This window comes from Nonomuraea sp. JJY05 (genome assembly GCF_043496855.1).
In the GTDB taxonomy this organism is placed as follows: domain Bacteria; phylum Actinomycetota; class Actinomycetes; order Streptosporangiales; family Streptosporangiaceae; genus Nonomuraea.
Map to the genome: position 1 here is coordinate 19,402 of NZ_JBIEIS010000011.1, position 18,844 is coordinate 38,245.

At 71.6% G+C, this 18,844-nt stretch carries 20 protein-coding genes and 2 pseudogenes; 11 read left to right on the plus strand and 11 right to left on the minus strand.

Annotation, left to right across the window (positions count from 1 at the left end; all coding sequences use genetic code 11):
• Positions 1-197: 197 nt before the first annotated feature.
• The 3 genes from ACFKCF_RS18725 to ACFKCF_RS18735 form a co-directional block, all read right to left on the minus strand.
• Positions 198-731 (minus strand): hypothetical protein, encoded by a 534-nt coding sequence (locus tag ACFKCF_RS18725; RefSeq protein ID WP_394495142.1) that lies wholly within the window; start codon positions 729-731, stop codon positions 198-200.
• A gap of 6 nt (positions 732-737) precedes the next feature.
• Entirely contained in the window at positions 738-920 is a 183-nt protein-coding gene (locus tag ACFKCF_RS18730; protein WP_394495583.1) for a hypothetical protein, read from the minus strand.
• 328 nt (positions 921-1,248) lie between these two features.
• A complete protein-coding gene (locus tag ACFKCF_RS18735) occupies positions 1,249-1,701 on the minus strand; it encodes a hypothetical protein (protein WP_394495594.1) in 453 nt (150 codons plus the stop codon).
• Between ACFKCF_RS18735 and ACFKCF_RS18740 the strand changes: the two are divergent.
• Both ACFKCF_RS18740 and ACFKCF_RS18745 read left to right on the plus strand, forming a co-directional pair.
• A pseudogene (locus ACFKCF_RS18740) lies at positions 1,652-2,390 on the plus strand (recombinase family protein). The gene ACFKCF_RS18735 and the pseudogene ACFKCF_RS18740 sit on opposite strands and share 50 nt — an antisense overlap.
• 206 nt (positions 2,391-2,596) lie before the next feature.
• On the plus strand, positions 2,597-3,016 hold the full coding sequence (locus tag ACFKCF_RS18745) for a VOC family protein (RefSeq protein WP_394495143.1): 420 nt from the start codon (positions 2,597-2,599) through the stop codon (positions 3,014-3,016).
• Positions 3,017-3,247: 231 nt separating this feature from the next.
• Here the strand turns inward: ACFKCF_RS18745 and ACFKCF_RS18750 are convergent, their stop codons facing one another.
• Positions 3,248-3,757 carry a GNAT family N-acetyltransferase gene (locus tag ACFKCF_RS18750; protein ID WP_394495145.1) on the minus strand — a complete coding sequence of 170 codons (510 nt, stop codon included), beginning with the start codon at positions 3,755-3,757 and terminating at the stop codon, positions 3,248-3,250.
• Positions 3,758-4,007: 250 nt separating this feature from the next.
• Positions 4,008-7,649: an NACHT and WD repeat domain-containing protein gene (locus tag ACFKCF_RS18755; RefSeq protein WP_394495147.1), complete on the minus strand. Its 3,642-nt coding sequence runs from the start codon at positions 7,647-7,649 to the stop codon at positions 4,008-4,010.
• 369 nt (positions 7,650-8,018) lie between these two features.
• On the opposite strand from ACFKCF_RS18755, the pseudogene ACFKCF_RS18760 reads away from it, so the two are divergent.
• The 4 genes and pseudogenes from ACFKCF_RS18760 to ACFKCF_RS18775 all read left to right on the plus strand — a co-directional run.
• Positions 8,019-8,339 (plus strand): annotated as a pseudogene (locus ACFKCF_RS18760) (cytosine permease); the annotation flags it as partial.
• 52 nt (positions 8,340-8,391) lie between these two features.
• On the plus strand, positions 8,392-8,985 hold the full coding sequence (locus tag ACFKCF_RS18765; protein WP_394495584.1) for a cytosine permease: 594 nt from the start codon (positions 8,392-8,394) through the stop codon (positions 8,983-8,985).
• 20 nt (positions 8,986-9,005) lie between these two features.
• Complete coding sequence (locus ACFKCF_RS18770) at positions 9,006-9,446, plus strand: hypothetical protein (RefSeq protein WP_394495148.1); 441 nt, start codon at positions 9,006-9,008, stop codon at positions 9,444-9,446.
• Positions 9,443-9,955, plus strand: a complete 513-nt coding sequence (locus ACFKCF_RS18775; RefSeq protein ID WP_394495150.1) for a hypothetical protein — start codon at positions 9,443-9,445, stop codon at positions 9,953-9,955. The genes ACFKCF_RS18770 and ACFKCF_RS18775 overlap by 4 nt, the downstream gene beginning before the upstream one ends.
• 22 nt (positions 9,956-9,977) lie before the next feature.
• Here the strand turns inward: ACFKCF_RS18775 and ACFKCF_RS18780 are convergent, their stop codons facing one another.
• The gene (locus tag ACFKCF_RS18780) at positions 9,978-10,727 is read right to left on the minus strand and encodes a response regulator transcription factor (RefSeq protein ID WP_394495152.1); all 750 of its coding nucleotides are present in this window, start codon (positions 10,725-10,727) and stop codon (positions 9,978-9,980) included.
• A 9-nt stretch (positions 10,728-10,736) separates the two neighbouring features.
• Between ACFKCF_RS18780 and ACFKCF_RS18785 the strand changes: the two genes are divergently transcribed.
• Positions 10,737-10,922: a hypothetical protein gene (locus ACFKCF_RS18785; protein ID WP_394495154.1), complete on the plus strand. Its 186-nt coding sequence runs from the start codon at positions 10,737-10,739 to the stop codon at positions 10,920-10,922.
• A 100-nt stretch (positions 10,923-11,022) separates the two neighbouring features.
• Positions 11,023-11,253 (plus strand): hypothetical protein, encoded by a 231-nt coding sequence (locus ACFKCF_RS18790; RefSeq protein ID WP_394495156.1) that lies wholly within the window; start codon positions 11,023-11,025, stop codon positions 11,251-11,253.
• Here the strand turns inward: ACFKCF_RS18790 and ACFKCF_RS18795 are convergent.
• Positions 11,234-12,424, minus strand: a complete 1,191-nt coding sequence (locus tag ACFKCF_RS18795; protein WP_394495158.1) for an FAD-dependent monooxygenase — start codon at positions 12,422-12,424, stop codon at positions 11,234-11,236. The two genes, ACFKCF_RS18790 and ACFKCF_RS18795, sit on opposite strands and share 20 nt — an antisense overlap.
• Positions 12,425-12,536: 112 nt before the next feature.
• Here ACFKCF_RS18795 and ACFKCF_RS18800 point away from each other — a divergent pair, with 112 nt between their 5' ends.
• Entirely contained in the window at positions 12,537-13,229 is a 693-nt protein-coding gene (locus ACFKCF_RS18800; protein WP_394495160.1) for a hypothetical protein, read from the plus strand.
• 7 nt (positions 13,230-13,236) lie between these two features.
• Here ACFKCF_RS18800 and ACFKCF_RS18805 read toward each other — a convergent pair whose 3' ends face one another.
• Positions 13,237-13,863, minus strand: coding sequence for a TetR/AcrR family transcriptional regulator (locus tag ACFKCF_RS18805; protein ID WP_394495161.1), 627 nt, complete (start codon positions 13,861-13,863; stop codon positions 13,237-13,239).
• 84 nt (positions 13,864-13,947) lie between these two features.
• On the opposite strand from ACFKCF_RS18805, the gene ACFKCF_RS18810 reads away from it, so the two are divergent.
• Both ACFKCF_RS18810 and ACFKCF_RS18815 read left to right on the plus strand, forming a co-directional pair.
• Positions 13,948-15,150: a cytochrome P450 gene (locus ACFKCF_RS18810; RefSeq protein WP_394495163.1), complete on the plus strand. Its 1,203-nt coding sequence runs from the start codon at positions 13,948-13,950 to the stop codon at positions 15,148-15,150.
• 78 nt (positions 15,151-15,228) lie between these two features.
• Positions 15,229-16,128: a CHRD domain-containing protein gene (locus tag ACFKCF_RS18815; RefSeq protein ID WP_394495164.1), complete on the plus strand. Its 900-nt coding sequence runs from the start codon at positions 15,229-15,231 to the stop codon at positions 16,126-16,128.
• Here ACFKCF_RS18815 and ACFKCF_RS18820 read toward each other — a convergent pair.
• From ACFKCF_RS18820 to tatA, 3 genes are all read right to left on the minus strand, one after another.
• Positions 16,110-18,074, minus strand: a complete 1,965-nt coding sequence (locus ACFKCF_RS18820; protein ID WP_394495166.1) for a cation-translocating P-type ATPase — start codon at positions 18,072-18,074, stop codon at positions 16,110-16,112. The two genes, ACFKCF_RS18815 and ACFKCF_RS18820, sit on opposite strands and share 19 nt — an antisense overlap.
• On the minus strand, positions 18,058-18,399 hold the full coding sequence (locus ACFKCF_RS18825) for an ArsR/SmtB family transcription factor (RefSeq protein WP_394495168.1): 342 nt from the start codon (positions 18,397-18,399) through the stop codon (positions 18,058-18,060). Before ACFKCF_RS18825 ends, ACFKCF_RS18820 begins: the two co-directional genes overlap by 17 nt.
• Positions 18,400-18,466: 67 nt before the next feature.
• Positions 18,467-18,730 (minus strand): Sec-independent protein translocase subunit TatA, encoded by a 264-nt coding sequence (gene tatA, locus ACFKCF_RS18830; RefSeq protein WP_394495170.1) that lies wholly within the window; start codon positions 18,728-18,730, stop codon positions 18,467-18,469.
• Positions 18,731-18,844: the final 114 nt, after the last annotated feature.

Consider the following 18,844-nt stretch of genomic DNA (forward strand, 5'->3'; position numbering starts at 1 on the left):
CGGGGGTGCGCCTCCGGGGGAGGCCCACGCCCAGCGCGTTGGCCTCGGCGATCTCACCGGCAGCCGCCAGGTCGCCGCGGACCAGCGTGTCGCGCATCTGGTCGAGATCGGCGGGGCCGGCCTGGACCCACGCCGGATACAGCGGCGAGGTCGCCGCATGGCGCCCCTGCTGGACACCGTCTTGGGGCCGGCATCGGTTACGGCGATGACCACGGTCCACGCGACGGCGCCGACCGGCACCGGCTCGGCGAAGGAGCTTTCGTCCCCCTCCTGCCCGGTCCCGGTGCCGACGTGCCAGTGCACGAAGCCGCCGAACAGCGACCGGCAGGCCGACCCCGCCGCGCCGGCCGCGACCGCGCCCGCGCGTCCAGTTGCGGCCCATACACCGACGCGGCGGCGACGGTCAGGGTGGCGACGACGCCAGCCCCACCCCCGGTCGGCCCCTGGTTCCGCGACCGGACCACCGCGTGCTCGCTGCGGCCTGCCCGTTCGCGCACCAGGTCCAGCAAGCGGCGCACCCGACCGGCGGCGTGGTGCCCGTTCAGCACGAGCCGGTCGGCCGACGCCTGGGGCGTCACCGTCACGCACGTGGGGGTGGCGAAGATGTCCACGGTCATCGACAGGTTGCCGGTGACCGGCAGCGCCCAGGCCTCATCCCGCTTGCCCCAGTACTTCACCAGCGCGATGTTGGGATGGGCCACCACGGTGGTGGCGGGAGTTGGCGTCGTCACCGCGCCCTACCCCCGCTGTCGAGCGGCGCGGTCCAGGTCCGGGCAGCGTCGGCCTGCCGCAGCCGCTCCGCCAGCCGCGGCCTCGGCCGGGCCGGCGGCCAGGGCCAGGACGCAGCCGCCCGGCCCGCCGCCGGTGAGCTTGGCGCCGAACGCGCCCGCATCCAGCGCCGTCTCGATCAGCTGGTCGATGCCCGCGGTGCTACGCCCTCACCCAGGAACTGCAGTCACAACTGGACGCACTCGCCGGTGGTTAGCTCGGCGGTGGGTCAGAGCGTTGACAGTCGTTGGCGAGGGTGGCTCGTAGCCGATCGTGTTTGAACTGGTATCTGGCTCCGGCGGTGCGCAGCACATGACGCCGGCGGGCGTCTTCGAGGAACCGCATCCCGCGCAGAGGAAACAGTCCGCGTATCCGGAGCTGGGCGAAAAGCAGGCCGGTGCGCCAGATGTCGGAGATCGCCCCGACGGAGCCAAGGGTGATCATGATGCAAGCGATCCGGGCGTCTGTGCCCGCTCAGTTTCAGGGAGTCGGAAGGTTGATCGCGATTCCGATGGGGATCGACAAGATCACCCCCAGGATCAATGAGACTCGTGAGCTGCGTTCGGAGGAGCGGCGGTAGTCGTTGAACGCGTGCAGAATCTTCTCCAGGTCCACGCTCGCACCGTGCGTCGGAATAGCGTTGACGGCGTCCTTGAGCGCGTTGACCCTGCGTTCGAGGTCGCGCAGAGCACGTTGCCGCTCCATGATCTGGCGGCTCAGGTCGTCCAGGTCGCCGGTCTGGGGTTCGGCGGGCGGAGCGGCGGTCTGTCCGGGCGGCTCCTCTGCGTACGCCGACGTGATCAGGTCGGATACGCGGTCACCTAGATCACGCGACCGGCGGATAGCGAGCGGCATTTCGAGGGCGACGCGAGAGATCACGCCTGTGAGCGCCGTCCCAGCCCCCGTCGACCCCGACCGGCCCTCGGCCGACATCCGCATCGGCTACGCCCGCTGCTCCTCCCCCACCCAGGAACTCCGATCCCAGCTCGACGCCCTGGCCGCCCACGGCATCAGCCGCGACAAGATCTTCTCCGAGAAGATCTCCACGCGCGTCAGGGCCCGGCCGGAGTTCGAAAGGGCCCTGGCCACCGCGCGGCAGATCAAGGCTCACGCCCCGCACTGCCGCGTCATCCTGACGGTGTATGAGCTGAAGCGGCTCGGCCGCGACGCCGGCGAGCTCACCACCCTGGCCGACCACCTCACCGCACACGGCCTGGTCCTGGAAATGCTCGCCGGGCCGCTCGCCGGGATCTACGACCCGGCCGGGCCCCGGACGGATGCTGTTCGCGGTCTTCGCCGCCATGGCCGAAACCGAGCGGGAAGCGATTCGCGAGGCAACCCTGGAGAGGCTGGATGCCGCAGCCCGCAAGGGCAACCACGGCGACCGTCCCGCCGTCATCACCGACGACATGATCCACACCGTCCTGCGGCGCCGCGCGGCCGGTGAACCCGTCGACAAGATCCGCAAAGACCTGATCATCCCCGCCGGCAAGCGCAAGGGACACAACCCCTCCCTCGCCAGCGTCTACCGCGCCCTCGCAGAACACGAGAAGACCCAGCACCACTCCGACGCTGTCGAACAAGCCCGCGCCGAGTACGCCATCCTGCGCCAGGAATTCTGATCTCGCTCACTCGCGGATCAGCCCTTAACTCCATAGCCAGGGCGGATCGCCCTTCTTCTGCAGCACTGAACACTACGTCACCGCAGGTCAGGGGCGGGTTCGTTGGATTCTGCTCGATGGCTACTGAGACCCCCGGTGGGCAAGCCAGACGCCCACCCCCTGCGGTTCTGCTCCGCTGATCACCCATGACCGGGTAGCTTCGGGACATGGTGCCCCATCGGGCGTCGCCCGCCATCCGGAAGGTCGACGCGGTCATGGTCCCGGTCCCGGACCTCGACAGCGGTCTTGGTTTCTACCGGGACCGTCTCGGCCACGAGCTGCTGTGGCGCAACGACGAACTGGGGCAGGCGGGCCTCGGGCTGCCCGATACCGATACCGAGATCGTGCTGACGACCCGGCTCGGCCTGGTGCCGACCTGGCTGGTCGCCTCGGTGGACGACGCCACCGCCCAGGTGGTCGAGGCCGGCGGCCGCATGGTCGCCGAGCCCGTCGATGTTCCCGTCGGCCGTCTGGCGGTTGTGGCCGACCCGTTCGGCAACGACCTGGTCTTGATCGATCTGTCGAAGGGGACGTACGTGACCGACAAATCCGGCGCGGTCACGGGCGTCCAGGACCCAGCCGGGTGAAGCGCAGGCCGAGGCCTGGAGCGGAGTTGCCGTAGTCTCCGGAAATGCGGTCGGATATCGCTGAACCGGTGATGACTTGGGCGGCCGTAATCAATGCGGGTGGACGCCGCCCAGCGCCGCATCCGGCAGGCATGATGAGCAGGGGGCAGACCAAGTACGGGAGAAAGGGACAGTGGGCTACTGAACTGCTAGAACTGGCCGGACCTGCCTGTACGAGGTTCTCTGCTCGGCTCATAGATTCTTGCGCATGAGAACGCACGTGGTCTCGTGGCGATGGATCGAGCCGTCCGGCGCTTCCTCGTCCCAGGCCTCCGGCTTTCGGCCATAGGCGATATAGCCCAGACGTTCATACAGAGCGCGAGCTCGAGGATTGTCCTCCTCGACGGCGAGTTCCGCCCTGCGCAGGCCGCGGTCACCGATGCGCTGCTCGGCGGCCTGGATTAGCAACGTTCCCAGGCCACGGGACTGGAGCGCCGGAAGCACGGCGAGCTGCCACAGGGTACCGGCCCCCTCACTGAGCCGGTAGTCGACGCCGCCGATGGCGACTGGCAGGTTCACAGGAGTGCATACCGCCAGATAGTCCACCTCTCCCTTCGCGGCACGCGCCAACGCCCGCTCCACGTGGCGCAGGTGGCCGGCCGAACCCGACCATGTGCACGCGGGCAGGTCGCGGGGCAGGAGGTCGCGTACGGTGACGGGGATGGCGACGGTGGCCTTGATGGGGCGATGAGCATCGATCACCGGTGTAAGGATGTCAAGCGACGCAGCAGCATGGCAACGCGTTCACCGGTGGACGATCCGGCGGCGCTCTCTTGATCTGAACGGGGGAGCGTGATCTCGTTGCGCACCCCATAGAGCCTTTGCTGCTGCAGCCGAGCAGCCGAGATCCCACCGCGGTTCATCATGGGCAGGACCCGCCGCAGGAACCCGCGAACCGTCATGCGCTACGTCCAGCCCGGCGGCGCAGAGCACCCTCTGTAGCGACAAGTGGTCAAGGGCACACCTGCCGGAACTCCTCGGCCTCCACGTAACGCCGCCACTCGGCGCGGGTGAAGGAGCGGCCCGCCTGCGCACACACCGCGGCGGCAGGGTCGGCGGGCGCCGCGACGTTCCACAGCCGCAGGGTCAGATCGGCGCTTACCGTGGCGAGCAGGGCCCCGTCCGGGCTGAAGGCCACATCGGCCACGGTCTTCGTGTGACCGGTCAGCGCGGGGCCGATCTGGCGGAGGGTCGGTACGTCCCACAGCCGCACGGTGCGGTCCCCCGAGCCGGTGGCGAGGGTTCTGCCATCGGGGCTGAACGCCATCGCACCGACGGAGTTGGTGTGACCGGTCAGGATGACCCCCTTCTGAAGCCGGCTCGCCACGTCCCACAGCCGCACGGTGCCGTCAGCCGCCGTGGTGGCCAGGAGCCTCCCGTCGCCGCTGAAGGCCAGGGCGCTGTGCTGATCCGTTGCGGCGCCGTGCAAAGGCTCACCGATTTGACGGCGGGTGGCGACGTCGAACAGCCGTACGGTCTGGTCGCTGCCCGCCAGCGCCAGGATGGAGCCGTCAGGGCTGAACGCCTTCGCGGGCACAAAACTGGTGTGACCCTTGACGACGATGCGAGGTCCGACCTCGCGGCGGCCCGCGACGTCCCAGATCGCGACGGAACCGTCGTTGCCGGTCAGCACCCAGAAGGCGCTGAGCCCGCCGTCGGCGCTCAGCTCGCCGAACGAGCCGAGCCTGTCGGCGGGGCCGAGCTGGCGGCGGGTGACGGCGCCCCACCGCCGGATGGCGCCATCGGTCCCGGCCGTGGTGAGCGTCCTGCCGTCACGGCTGAACCTGATGGCGCGGACGCCAGCCCATTCGCGGGGCACCGGATCGTCCTCAGGGCGCAGGCGGGGGCCGGACTCGCGGCGGGTGGCCACGTCGAAGAACCGGACGGCGCTGTCCTTGCGGTCGGTACCCATGGCGACCACGGGGTCGGAGGCGGCCAGGGTCTTTTCGCCGGGGCTGAAGGCGACGTCGTACGTGCCGGGCATCGCCGCGCCGAGCTGCCGGTGCGCCGTCGGGTCCCACAGCCACACCTGGCCGTCCGCGTCGGCGGCCGCGAGGGTCCTTCCATCAGGGCTGAATGCCAGTTTCTCGTTCCGGAACCGCCTGTTGGTCAACGGGTCACCCACCTGCCGGCGGCTCGCGGTGTCCCACAGCCTGGTGTAGCCGTCTCTGCCACCGGTGGCGAGCCTCGTCCCGTCCGGGCTGAAGGCCACCGCGTAGAAGCCGAGGTCGCTGCCGGTTCCCCGCAGGACGCCACCGATCTGCTCGTACGTGGTCAGATCCCACAACCTGGCGGTCCGATCCGCGATGCTGACCGTCGCGAGCGTTCCGCCATCCGGGCTGAGGGAGATGCCGCTGATGTCGCCGGCGTGCCCGGTGAGCGCCCTGCCGATCTTGCGGCGGGTGACGAGGTCCCAGACGCGTACGGTGTCGCCGGCGCTGATCAGACGCTTTCCGTCCGGGCTGAAGGCCACCTGACCGATGGAGCCGCGGACGGACTCGTGGCCGATGGGGGCTCCGGCCTGCCGGCGCTCGACGGTGTCCCACAACCGCACGGTGCCGCTCGCGGTCGCGGTCGCGAGGGTCCCGCCGCTCGGGCTGAACGCCATCGCCCGTACCCCGTCCACGACGTCCATCGGGGGCCCCAGCGGCCGGCGGGTGGCCACGTCCCAGAACACGACCTCGTGAAAGCATGCCGTGGCCAGCACCTTCCCGTCGGGACTGAAGGCCGTCTCGAATCCGAAGACGCACAGCCCGTCATGAACGATCGGCTCGCCGAGCTGCCGGTGGGTCGCCGAGTCCCACAACCGGACGGTGCCGTTGTAGCCGGTCGCGATGATCGAACCGGTGGGGCTGAACAGCAGCTGGTCGATGGAATCGTCCTGCGCGGAGAAGATTCCCCGGTCCGCGCGGGCCGCTACGTCGAGCAGGCGCCGACGAGTCTCGGGGGTTTCGGCCAGCCGCCACGCTGCCACGGCCAGCAGCGCGGAGGTGACCGGATCGTCGGTGATGTCACTCTCCGTGGCGAGCCGGCGCGACACCGCCAGTTGCCGCTCCTGAACCGCCAGCAGGCGCTGCCGGTCGGCGTTGTCCGCCGCGTTCACGGCGATGCCGGCAGCGAGCAGGGCGAGCACCGACAGCGTGGCCAGACCGGCCATGACGAAGGCGCGGCGCCGGCCCGCCCGCCGCGCGGCGGCGACGGACGCCGCGACGAAGCGGTTCACGACGGGGCCGGGCGGCGGGAAGCTGCGCGGGTCGCGGTCCCAGCGCGGCCGGCTGTCCTGTACGGCCAGCAGCCGGGCCCCGCGGTAGAGGAAGGCAGGGTCGCGGTGGTTCTCGGCCCATTGCCCGGCGTCCTCCACGAGCCGGTCGTACACCGCGTGCGCGGTCAGGTCAGGTTCGAGCCACTGCCGCAGAGTGGGCCAGGCGGTCAGCAGGGCGTCGTGAGCGATCTCCGCGCGGTCCTCGTGCAGCGTGATCAGGCGCAGTCCGGCGAACGCCGACAGCAGCTCCTCGACCCGGGCCCTGCGCTGCTCCGAGTCCGCGGCCGCGGCGGCGTGGAGCTCGGTCCAGGTCGCGCTGCGTCGCGCCATCCGCCCGCCTGAGGTGATCAGGGTCATCCGCCGGAAGATCCGCAGCGTGGCCTTGCGATCATCGGGAGACAGCCGGTCGAGCACCTCGTCAGCCGTGCGCTGCACGGAGGCGCGTACCTGGCCGGAGTCCTCGTACCCCCGGATGGTCAGCCTGCCGTCCTCGCGTCTTTCCCACGTGTTGAGCAGCGCCTGCGACAGCAGGGGCAGGGAGGCGGCCTCGAAGCCGCCGCCCGCACGCAGCTCACGCAGAATGATCTCGACCAGCCCAGGTTCGAGCTCCAGGCCCACAGCGGCGGCGGGACCGGCGATGGCCAGCCGCAGGTCCGGCTCCGTCATCGGCTCGACGATCACCTGGCCGTCCTGGATGGCCCCGGCGAGCTTAGGGTAGGCGGCGCAGCGGTCCCAGTAGTCCGCGCGCACCCCGATGATCACCGCGGCGCCGGCTCCGGCCAGGGCGTGCAGGGTCTGGACGAACGCCTGGCGCTCCAGCTCGTCGGCCACCAAGGTGAACAGCTCCTCGAACTGGTCCACCACCAGCACGAGCCGCCCGTCCGGCGGGCCGGCCTTCCCCACCCGCTCCTGCGCTCCCTCACCGGCCTGCTCCGGATGCTCCCTCGACGGCTCGCCGGCCTCTTCCGGAAGCGCTCGTAATCGCTCGCCGGCCTGCTCCGCGCTACCGCCGTACGCCTGCACCCAGGCTTCGGCGAGCGCGCGGAACGGCTCCGCAGTCGGCGTGACGAGCAGCCGGGGCCAGTCCCGCGACCCGGGCAGCAGCGGCGTATCGTCTGCGAGCGCCGGCATCAACCCCGCCCGCAGCAGCGACGACTTGCCCACGCCCGAGGCCCCCGAGACCAGCAGGATGGAGCCGCGCTCCCGCAGCCGGGGCGCGAGCCGCTCCAGCAGGTCGCGGACCGCCTGCCGACGGCCGAAGAACAGCTCGCTCTGGTCGCTTTCGAACGGCGCGAGCCCCTGGTACGGGCACACCTCATTCTGGTCAGGCACCGTTCCGACCGCCTCGCGCCATCCCGAAAAGCGGGAACACGTTGCAGGGTTTCACCACGGATACCGTATTGATCAGGCCAAACACCCGTCAAGCGACGACCTGCCCGATCCTGGCGTCGAGGGTGTCGTTGGCCGCCGCGCGGTGCACGCCGGGCTCGGGTGAGCCGGCGAGCAGGGCGTGGTATCGGGTCACGACGCCGGTCCCGGCTGGTCTCGCTTGCCCGGATGTTGCCGCTAGCTTGCCCGCCGCCCGCAAGCCGGGCGTCCACTCCCCCGCAACAGGCGTGGCCGATCGTGATCTGGATCGCGATCGGAAGGGATGCCGTCATGGAGCAGCGCGTGGGGATCGAGCGGCACGGCGTGTCCGCCATGGCCGAGCACCGCCGCACCGCCCGGCCCGTGACCGTGATGTGGGTGCTCGTGGGCTCGAACCTGTCGCTCAGCGCGACGGTGTTCGGCTGGCTGCCCGTCACGTACGGACTGAGCTGGTGGCAGATCGTCGTGGCCGCCACCGCGGGCACGGCGCTCGGCCTGATGCTGGCGGCGCCGCTGGCGCTGCTGGGGTTCCGGGCCGGGACGAGCAACACGGTGGCCGCGGGCGCGCACTTCGGCGTGCGCGGCCGGCTGGTGGGCTCGATGATCGGGCTGCTGCTGTCCCTCGGGTACACGGCGGTGGCGATCTGGACGGGCGGCGAGGCGGTCGAGGTCGGCTCCTACCGAGCTGAACGGCGCGTCGGCCAGGATTCTCGCCCTCGTCACGGCCGGGATCAGCGGACCCGTCGCGTACGCCACGATCATCGGCGACTACACGCGATACCTGTCTCCCCGGAGGCACAGCGCGGCAGGCATAATGTGGTCCTCGGCCGCCGGGCTGTTCTGCGGGCTGCTCGCGCCCACGCTGTTCGGCGCCTTCGTGGCGATCTCGACGCGGGCGAAGGGGGCGTACCTGGAGAGCGTGGCACGGGCGGCGACCGCCTGGTACCTGCCGCTGCTGCTGTTCGCCGGCGTGGCCGGGTGCCTGGGCGCGGCAGGCGTGCCGCTCTACAACATGGGGCTGGAGCTGCACGGACTGTTCCCGCGCACGTCCAGGACGGCGGGGGCGGCGGCCGCGACGGCGATCACGCTCGGGCTGGTGTTCCTGGGGCGTTTCACCGTGGGAGTGGAGGAGGCCGTGACCGGGTTCGTCGTGGTGCTGACCGGCGGCCTCGACGTCGGCTACCTGCTGTCCGCGCTGGTCTCGGCCTGCGTCTACCTGCTGCTCGGCACCGGGCACGTGACCGGTGAGCCGATCCCGGACTGGCGGCAGACCTATCTCTGGCCCGCCGCCACCCGCTGAAGCCTGGAAGGAGAACGAACATGCTGGTCATCGTCGCCGTGCCGGTCGCGGTGGTCGCCGTGCTGGTCGCGGCGCTGGTGTTCGTACGCAACGGACCCTGGGGGTTCACCGCGGCGGCGGAACGGGATTTCGCCGAGCTCAAGAAGCGGGTCGGCGCCTGCCTGGAGCAGGACGTGACCATGCTGGACGCGAAGCTGCCGCCCGGCGCGGGGACTGCCCGCGAGTACCGCCGCCTGGCCGAGAACCACGCGCTGCGTGCCTCGGTCGCGGATGGCTCGACGTACTGGCGGGAGGTGTCGGCGTGCACGGAGGCGCTGGCCAGGGCCGGGCGGGAGCTCGCGCCGACAGCGGGCAAGGGCCCGCCGTGCCTATTCGACCCGGCGCACGGGCCGTCCACGGAGACGGCCGAGTGGCGGCCGCTCGGTGCCCATTTGCCCGATCTCATCAGGGGGATGTCATGAGCTTGGACTACACCAGAGCCACCCGGCTGTGCCCGGTGAGCGGACTGGATGACCGGCTGCGGACGGCGGTCACGGAATACGCCGGACAGCAGCTCCTCGGCGACCTGGAGGAGACGGCCGAGATCTGCTGCGAGACCCGCAGCGTCCCGGTCCTGCCGCCGGGCGGCTTGCGGCGCGGCCTGCTGAACGGGCTGTTCAGCACGTTCCGGGTGGTCGGGCTGGAGATCGGGCCGTTCACGACGGCGGCCGTCGTCACGCCGGGCGTGATCGTGATCGCCACCGTCACCGACCGGGGCACGGAGGTGCGGCTGGGCGCCAGGCTGGCGGACGTGTCACTGCGCGTCGCGGACCCGGCGCTGTACGGGCAGGCCACGGGGGTCGACGTGCAGGCGCGCTGGTTCGGGTCGTCGGAGGCGAGCTCGTACCTGCTGCCGCTCGACACCGGCGCGAACGGCCAGTCGTTCCTGGCGCGCCTCCGCGAGCTGACCGCCGCAACGAGACACGGGTGATGGGCGAGACACCGGTGAACGGTCAGGCCCGGCCAGCGCCGGCGTCTTCGTTCAACCGGACCGCGAGCTGCGTCCGACTGCGTACGCCCAGCTTGCGGTAGGCACTGGACAGGTGCGTCTCCACGGTCTTCACCTCGATCACCAGCTCCTCGGCGATCTCCCGGTTGGACCGGCCGCGCGCCGCGAGCGTGGCCACCCGCGCCTCCGACGGCTTCAGCCCGTACGGCCCCGGAGGCCTGGCCGGCTGCGCCGCCGCCCCGGCCCAGCGGGGCGCGCCGAGCTCGGCGAACAGGGTGGCGGCCTGCTCGGCGCTCTGCTTGGCCGCGGCTCGCCGGCGTAGCCGCCCCTGCGCCTGGGCCAGCGCCAGCAGCGTACGGCCGAGCTCGAACGGCATCCCTCCGGCGGTGAACTCCGCGCAGGCCGCGCCCAGCTCTCCGGCTGCCCGTTTTGGCGAGCCCGTGGCAGTGAGCAGCAGGCCACGGGCCCGGCCCGCGACGCCCCTGGCCAGCGGCCGGTCGATGAGGCGCGCCGACCTGGCGGCCCGTTCGGCCAGCTCGGCGGCCCGGTCGAGGCGGCCGAGCGCCACCAGCGCCTCCACATGGTCGGACACCGCGGTCGGGCACACGGCTTCGAGCGCCGCTCCGAGAGAGGTGGCCGCCTGCTCCATGTGTTCCAGGTGCCGTACCGCCTCGGCGGGGTCACCCGCGGCGAGCTCGACGAAACCGAGCAGGGCCCGCAGGCACAGAGCGGCCGCGCCGACGGCATCGGGCACGACCGGTCCGTGACGGGCTTCGGCACCGTCACGACCACCCTGCTCCGGGTGTCGCTCACCGGCAAGGTGCCGAGCGAGGTCTACACCCCGACGATGACCGAGATCGCCGTCTACCGCGCGGCCTGGCACGCGGGCGGGTTGGCTGCTGTGGGCATCCAACCCGCCCCTTCACCCACGCGCCCCTCCCCCGCATAAGCCCGCAAACCCGGATATGTTGCCTGACCTGCAACAACACTTCGAACAACCACCGACAACCGAGCATCAAACCCGGCAGACCACAACACCGGGGAGCACCATGAGAACTGGAACGAGAGCCGCCCTCGCCGTCATCACCGGCGCCCTCACCACCACCGTCACGTTCCTCGTCACCGCCGCCCTCAGCCCCGTCCCGACCCCCGCCCAGCCGAGCCTCCAGCCGCCCCGGCCCCACTGCGCCGGCGGCCACGGCACCTGGCACCCTGCCAAGCGGATGTGCCGCCGCGACCCCATCGGCCGGAACCGGGAGCTCAGCCCCGCCCGGCCATGACGCGGTCAGCCGCGCAGCAGCGGTAGGAGCCGGTCGCCCTGGCGTTCGATCTCCCGCAGGTAGGGAGTGTCGGAGAGGATGAAGTGGGTGATGCCGAGGGCCTGGTGGTCGCGCAGCGACTTGGCCACGTCCTCGGCCGAGCCGACCAGCCAGGTGGAACCCGCGCCGCCGCCGCCGAACCTGCCGGGCGCGGTGTAGAGGTTGCCGTCGAGCACCTCTCCCCGCGCGGCCAGGTCGAGCAGCCGGCGCCGGCCGACGGCGGCGCGCCAGTTCGGCGGCTGGAACGTCGTCGTCCGCGCGGCCAGCGCGGTGGCGACCGTGAAGGTGTCGACCCGTCCCCAGCCGGCGCCGATGAGCGCCCCGCTCCACCCGTGCTCCTCGAAACCCTAAAAGCCCAGTGGACGTGGCCGTCGGGGCGGATCAGGGCCGCGCCGACGGCTCTCCACTCCGCGGGCACGTCGTCCCCCAGCGCCCCCTCGTACGTGGTGGCGCCCAGGTCGCGGGCGTGGCCGGCGACGCGGTGGTGGCCGCCCGGCATCCCGACGACCATCACCCCGCCGTCGAGGGTGTGGGCGGACATCGAGGGCCCGGACGGCGGGTCGTCCAGGTGGACGTCGCCGAGGAACCCCCACACCGTGGCGTCGGTGCCCGGGAAGTCGATGCCCGCGGCGCGGCGCACCGTGCTGCCCGCCCCGTCGCACCCGGCGACGTAGCGGGCGCGGACGGCGTACGGGCCGTCGGGTCCTTCGACGCTCACCTCGACGCCGGCGGAGTCCTGCGCGAGCCCGGTCACGGCGTGCCCGCGCAGCACGCGGGCGCCCAGCGCCACCGCGCTCTCCTCCAGCAGCCGCTCGGTGCGCGCCTGCGGGAAGAACAGCGTGTACGGGTGACGCGTCGGCAGCGGCCGGAAGTCGAGCCGGGTCTCCAGCATCCCGAAGTGCCCGTTCGGGATGGCGATGCCCTCCTCCAGGAACGTCTTCTCCATCCCGCGCATGGCCAGCACCTCGATCATCCGCGGGTGCCGCGTCAGCGCCTTGGAGTGCGGGCCCGGCCGCTCCAGCCGGTCGAGCACGAGGACGGGCACGCCGGCGCGGCGCAGCTCGGCCGCCGGCACCCTGCTCGGCGTCGAGGCCCTCGGCCTGCCCGGGTGGCTGATCGAGGTGGAGGCCACCGCCCTGCTGCCTCCCGCGAAAGTTTCACCCGGGGTTGACTGAAGGAGTCAGACTGTTCTTTAGTTTGGATACCAGCCAAACTAAACACAGGCAGGCAGAAGGGATCCAGCAATGCGCAAGATCGTGCGTTCGGCCGTCCCCGTTTGCGTACTGGCGCTCGTCGCCGTCCTCTTCGCCCCGCCCGCCCTGGCCGCCACCTGGTCCTCCACCGACCGGTGGGGCACCTGGTCCAACGGCGGCTACACGCTCTACAACAACATCTGGGGCAGCGGCGCCGGCCCGCAGACCATCTGGGCGAACTCCTACAGCAACTGGGGCGTATGGGCCAACCACCCCAACACCGGCGGGGTGAAGTCGTACCCGAACGCCACCAAGTACGTCGGCAAGCGCATCAGCGCCCTGGGCAGCGCCACCAGCAGGTTCAGCGTCACCGTGCCGAACGGCGGCTCGTACACGACGGCGTACGACATCTGGGACTCCGCCAACGCGTACGAGATCATGCTCTGGATGAACAAGCACGGCGCCGTCGGCCCGCTCGGCTCCCGCCAGACCGGCGCCACGGTGGGCGGCCACAGCTGGGACGTCTATCGCGGGAGCAACGGCGCCAACCAGGTCTTCTCGTTCGTCAGGACCGGCAACACCAACTCGGGCACCGTGGACATCAAGGCGGTGCTCAACTGGCTGCGCACCAACGGCTGGATGGGTGACGTGACGCTCGGCAACGTGCAGTTCGGCTACGAGATCACCTCCTCCAGCGGCGGGATGGACTTCGTCACCAACAGCTTCTCGGTGTCCGCGAGCTGACCGCCCCCTATGCCTGGGGGCGGTCGTTCCCGCGGTAGACGGCCATCAGCAGCGGGCGGGTCAGGGTGGCCATCTCGGCGGGCGATCGCGGGCAGCCGTGCTGGAGCCAGTCGATGGCGACCCCGATGAGCGCGCCCGCCGTGAACGCGGCGGGCACGTCATGCGGGGTCTGGGCCGTGAAGTCGGTCGGGGCGTCGTCCTCCGTGGCGGCGCGGCGCGCGCCGACGTAGGCCGCGACGGTGGCGTGCCGGCGCACGTGGTTGATCACGCGCGCGCTGCCCTGGGGCCCGAGCACGCTGCGGTAGAGGCCGGCGTGCTCGTCGAGGTGGGTGAAGAAGGTCAGCAGCGTGTCGGGGGCGGCGTCGGGCACCTTGCGGGCACCGGGGTCGGGGATGGCCTCGATCAGGTCGTCGATCATCGTGGTGCACGCCGCCTCGGCCAGCTCGTGCACGTCACGGTAGTGGTCGTAGAACGTGGAGCGGCTCACCCCGGCACGTTCGGCGACATCGGCGACGCTGATCCTGGACAGGTCACGGTCCTGGACGAGGTCGATCAGCGTGCGTTGTAGGGCCGCCTGGGTGCGGCGCACCCGCGGGTCGCTCAGGTCGCTCTTTCTGTCTCTGGTGAGGGCCACGCCTCAGTGTACTGTGCCCTACATCTGTAGGTTAGCCTACAGATGTAGGGAAGTTTGGGAATGGCACGCTGATTGGGGACAACCGTGACCGCTGACTCCGCTGAGACGCTCCAGATCACCCGCACCTGCCCGTACGCACCGCCCGAGCAGCACCTTCGACTCCTGCGTGAGCAGCCGGTCACCGAGGTCACGCTGCCGGGCGGTTCGAGCGCCTGGGTCGCCGCCCGCTATGAGGACATCCGTACGGTCCTGAGCGACCCGCGTTTCAGCGCCGACCGCCGCCATCCCAACGCTCCCAGGCTGAACGGCGAGATGGCGCCCGGCGAGTCGCCGCTGCCCAAGATGATGCTGGAGATGGACCCGCCCGAGCACGGTCCGGTGCGACGCGCCGTGATCGGGGAGTTCACTCTCAGGCGCATCGCGGGCCTGCGGCCGCGCATCCAGCAGATCGTGGACGAGCACCTCGACGCCATGCTGGACGGCCCGCGCCCGGTCGACCTGGTGCGGGCGTTCGCCCTGCCGGTGCCCTCGCTGGTGATCTGCGAGCTGCTCGGCGTGCCGTACGAGGAACACGACTTCTTCCAGACGCACTCCGCCCAGTTGCTCAACCGCGCCGCCACGCCGCAGGAGCGCCAGCACGCCTCCTTCGAGCTGGCCATCTACCTGGACAAGCTGATCAGGGCCAAGGAGGAGAACCCGACCGACGACCTGCTCGGCCGCCAGGTGGTCAAGCAGCGCGAGAGCGGCGAGGTGGACCACGGCGCGCTGCTCAGCCTGGCGTTCCTGCTGCTGATCGCCGGGCACGAGACCACGGCGAACATGATCTCGCTGGGCACGTACATGCTGCTGCGGCACCCCGACACGCTCGCCGCGCTGCGTGCGGACCCGAGCAAGACGCCGGGCGCGGTCGAGGAGCTGCTGCGGCACTTCACCATCGCCGAGTTCGCGATCATGCGGGTGACCACCGAGGACGTGGAGCTCGGCGGCACGGTCATCCCCGCCGGGGCGGGCGTGCTCACGCTGGCCAACGCCGGCAACCGCGATCCGGAGGTGTTCGCGGACGCCGACACGTTCGACATCGAGCGCGACGCCCGCAGCCACCTGGCGTTCGGTTACGGCCCGCACCAGTGCCTGGGCCAGAACCTCGCCCGCGTGGAGCTGGAGATCGTCTTCGACTCGCTGTTCAGGCGGATCCCCGGCCTGCGGCTGGCCGTGCCGGCCGAGCAGCTCTCGTTCAAGGACGAGGCCAGCGTCTACGGGATGCACGAGCTGCCCGTCACCTGGTGATGCCGTCCCGTTGAACCAAGTTCATGAATCGGCCCGTACCTCCCAGGAGTAAGCAATCACCTAACCAAGGGCCGATTCATGAACAAGCGCACCCTCGTTCTTCCTGGCCTGGCCATCACCACCGCACTGGTCGCCGCCCCCGTGCCACCGGCCGCCGCGCAGACCAGCACCCCCATCTACCTGGCCGCCAGCCTCGCCGGGAAGAACGAAGTACCGGCCGCCGGCACCAAGGCCGGCGATGACGACGGCAGCGCCTTGGCCGTTTTCCGCATCCACGGCCACCGCGTCGACTACGCCGTCCGCTGGAGCAACGTCAACGCCCCCAGCGGCTTCCACATCCACAAGGGCACCGCCGGCCAGAACGGCGAGGTCAAGATCCCCTTTGTCACCACCGCCCTGCCCGCCCAGCTCCACGCCATCAAGGGCACCGTCATCGCCAAGGACCTCAACCTCCTCGGCCGCATCCTCAACAACCCGCAGGGCTGGTACGCCAACCTCCACAACGCCGAGTTCGGCGGCGGCGCCGTACGGGCCCAGCTCCACCGCATCCGCCCCGTCGCCCTGGAGACCATCCTGGCCCACGGCTTCGGCCGCACCCTGACCACCCTCGCCGACGGCAAACAGGAGATCCCCGCCCCCGGCACCAAGGTCGGCGACCACAACGGCCGCGCCGCCTGGCTCGTCCAGCCCGAAGGCGACCGCGTCTGGTTCGCGGCCACGTGGAAGCACGTCGCCACGCCCACCGCCGCCCACGTCCACCGCGCTCCCAAGGGCAAGAACGGCCCCGTCGTCGTCCCCTTCTTCGAGGCCAAGGGCGGTCTGCCGCCCAGCGTCAACGGCCTGGCCGGCAGCGCCCCGACCGACACCGCCACCGCCCGCCGCATCTGGAACAACCCCAAGAACTGGTACGCCAACCTGCACAACGCCAAGTTCCCCGGCGGCGCGGTCCGCGGCCAGCTCTACCGGGGCGACTGGTAGGGCGGCAGCCTCGGCGTCCTCGGCCCAGCGCGGGTGTGCTGGGCCGAGTGGTCGACCGCGGCGAGATCCTTGGCCGCCAGCACGACGTCGGCCGCCTCCCGGGTGACGTCCACCGCGCCCCTCGGGCAGATGCCGACGTCGGCGGCGCGCATGGCGGCCAGGTCGTTGACGCCGTCGCCCAGGAAGCCGACGGTGTGTCCGCGGGCGCGCAGCGCGCGCACGACCCGCGCCTTCTGCTCCGGGGTGCAGCGGGCGACCACGGTCGCCCGGCCGGCGGCCTCGGCCAGCTCGGAGTCGGACAGGTCGTCCAGCTCGCCCGCGTTGACCACCGCGCCCACGCTCAGCCCCAGGTCCCGGCAGGTACGGGCGGCGGTCGCCGGATGGTCGCCGGTCAGCACCTTGCGCGTGATCCCGCGGCGGGAGAGCGCCGCCAGGGCGCCGGGCGCCTCCGGCGACGGCTCGTCGGCCAGGGTGACGAAGCCGGCGAAGGCCAGCCCGCGCTCCTCGCCCAGGCGGTGGACGGCAGGGCGGTCGGCCACGGCCACCGCGAGCACGCGCAGCCCTTCCTCGGCCAGCCGATCGGCCAGGCGGGCGGCACGCAGGCGATCCGGCGGGCTGAGCGTGCAACGTTCCAGCACGCGCTCCACGGCGCCCTTGACCACGACGCGGTGCGCGCCGCCGTCGCGGACGAGCGCGCACGAGACGCGGCTCACCGGGTCGAACGGCGAGGCGTCCACGCCCTCGACCTCCCCGTGATCGGGCGCGCCGAGCAGGATCGCCTCGTCCAGGGCGTCGGGCACCGGCGGGTCGGCCAGCTGCAGCGTCCAGAAGCTGTTGATCGCGGCCCAGCGCAGCACCTCGGGATCCGGAGCGCCGTCCGGGCCGATGGAGTCGCGCAGCACGGGACGGTCGCGGGTGAGCGTGCCGGTCTTGTCCATGCACAGCACGTCGATCGCGCCCACGTCGTGCAGCGCGGCCAGCCGCTTGACGATCACGCCGCTGCGCGCCAGCAACGCCGACCCCCTGGCCAGGGCGGTGGTCACGACGACGGGCAGCATCTCGGGCGTGAGCCCGACGGCCACCGCCACCGCGAACGGCAGCGCCTCGAACCCCCGGCCCCGCAGGACCGCGTTGGCCACCAGCGCCACCGGCGGGATGATCACCATGAGCCGGACCAGCGTCCAGGAGATGCCGTTCACCGAACGGTCGAACGCCGACGACCTGCGCACCGGCGCGGTGGAGGAGCCCGCCAGCATCGTGTCCGCGCCGGTGGCCGCCACCACCGCCAGCGCGCTCCCCGAGACCACGCTGCTGCCCTGCCGGCACAGGTGATCGTCACCCTGGGGCAGGTCGAGCGCCCGCTTGGGGACCGGCGCCGACTCCCCGGTCAGCGGCGCCTGGTGCACGGTCAGCCGCCTGGCACGCAGCAGCCGGACGTCGGCCGGCACCAGGTCCCCCGGCCCCAGCTTGACCACGTCGCCCGGTACGAGCTGATCGACCGGGATCTCCCGCTCCCGCGGCTCGGCGTCCTCCGACGAACGCCGCCGGACCGTCGCCGTGGTGGCCACCAGCTCCCGCAGCGCCGCGGTCGAGCGGTCGGCCCGGTATTCGCCGTTGGAGCGGAGCGCGCAACTGGCCACGACCAGGAGCACGATCACACCCGCCGTGCCCCAGGACGCGATCAGGGCCGACACCAGCCCCAGCGCGAGCAGCACCATCGTGAACGGGTCCCGCAGGCTGCGCGCCAGCCGGCGCGGCCACGACACGGGACGATGACCGGGAAGGACGTTCTCACCGTGGCGCAGCAGCCGGGACTCGGCCTCCGCCTCCACCAGGCCGCGCGGCCCGCTGTCCAGCAGCCGCAGCACCTGCAGCCTGCTCAGGGCCGCGATCTCGCCCTGCGCCGGCCGGGACGGCGTGCTCGGCGCCTCAGGCGCCCAGACCATGGGCATGTCCCCCTGGGCGGCCCGCTCGCTCGGCGAGGCGCCCCACCAGCACCTGGACCGTGGCGACGATATCCTGATCGTCGATCAGGTAGACCACCCGGCGGCCCTCGCGCCTCGACCGCACCAGGCCGGCCAGCTTCAGCTTGGCCAGGTGCTGGCTGACCGCCGGAAGCGCGCCGCCCACCCGCTCGGCCAACCCGGTCACGTCGCACTCGCCCTGCGCCAGCGCCCAGACGATGTGCAGGCGCGGAGGGGACGACAGCAGCCCGAAAGCGGCCGCGGCTTCGGCCAGCACGTCGGCGGGCGGGTCACCGACCTCACCCATCGCCACCGTCACTCCTCCTCCGGACACAGCTGCCCAGTGTAGGCCGTCAGGCGCGCCGGCCGGGCGATCAGGCCTTGGCCTGGCCGTCCTCCCGAATGCCCGCACGCAGCCTGGCCGCCTGCTCCTCCAGCCGCCGCGCCTGCTCCTCCAGCGACGGGCCGGCGGCCGGCGGCGCGGCCGGTTCGTCGTCGTGGAGCTTGCCGGCCTCGGCCTTGAAGATCCGCAGGGAGCGGCCGACGGCGCGAGCCGTCTCAGGGAGCTTCTTCGCACCGAAGAGCAGCACGAAGACCAGGGCGATGATGAGGATTTCAGCCCATCCGAGATCCTGCATGAGGAGTCCTAACGTTGCTCGGATGCGCAAGTATAGGAGTGTCCAGGCACTACGAAGGACGCCCCCTGCCGGTTGAGCACCTCACGCCCGCCCCCGCCCATGGATCGCATGATC

Bases quoted from the DNA above. Each gene is read 5' to 3' on its own strand.
- ACFKCF_RS18735 (WP_394495594.1), bottom strand. From the start codon at position 1,701: ATGTCGGCCGAGGGCCGGTCGGGGTCGACGGGGGCTGGGACGGCGCTC.
- ACFKCF_RS18745 (WP_394495143.1), top strand. From the start codon at position 2,597: ATGGTGCCCCATCGGGCGTCGCCCGCCATCCGGAAGGTCGACGCGGTC.
- ACFKCF_RS18770 (WP_394495148.1), top strand. From the start codon at position 9,006: ATGCTGGTCATCGTCGCCGTGCCGGTCGCGGTGGTCGCCGTGCTGGTC.
- ACFKCF_RS18775 (WP_394495150.1), top strand. From the start codon at position 9,443: ATGAGCTTGGACTACACCAGAGCCACCCGGCTGTGCCCGGTGAGCGGA.
- ACFKCF_RS18790 (WP_394495156.1), top strand. From the start codon at position 11,023: ATGAGAACTGGAACGAGAGCCGCCCTCGCCGTCATCACCGGCGCCCTC.
- ACFKCF_RS18800 (WP_394495160.1), top strand. From the start codon at position 12,537: ATGCGCAAGATCGTGCGTTCGGCCGTCCCCGTTTGCGTACTGGCGCTC.
- ACFKCF_RS18815 (WP_394495164.1), top strand. From the start codon at position 15,229: ATGAACAAGCGCACCCTCGTTCTTCCTGGCCTGGCCATCACCACCGCA.
- ACFKCF_RS18820 (WP_394495166.1), bottom strand. From the start codon at position 18,074: ATGGTCTGGGCGCCTGAGGCGCCGAGCACGCCGTCCCGGCCGGCGCAG.
- ACFKCF_RS18825 (WP_394495168.1), bottom strand. From the start codon at position 18,399: ATGGGTGAGGTCGGTGACCCGCCCGCCGACGTGCTGGCCGAAGCCGCG.
- tatA (WP_394495170.1), bottom strand. From the start codon at position 18,730: ATGCAGGATCTCGGATGGGCTGAAATCCTCATCATCGCCCTGGTCTTC.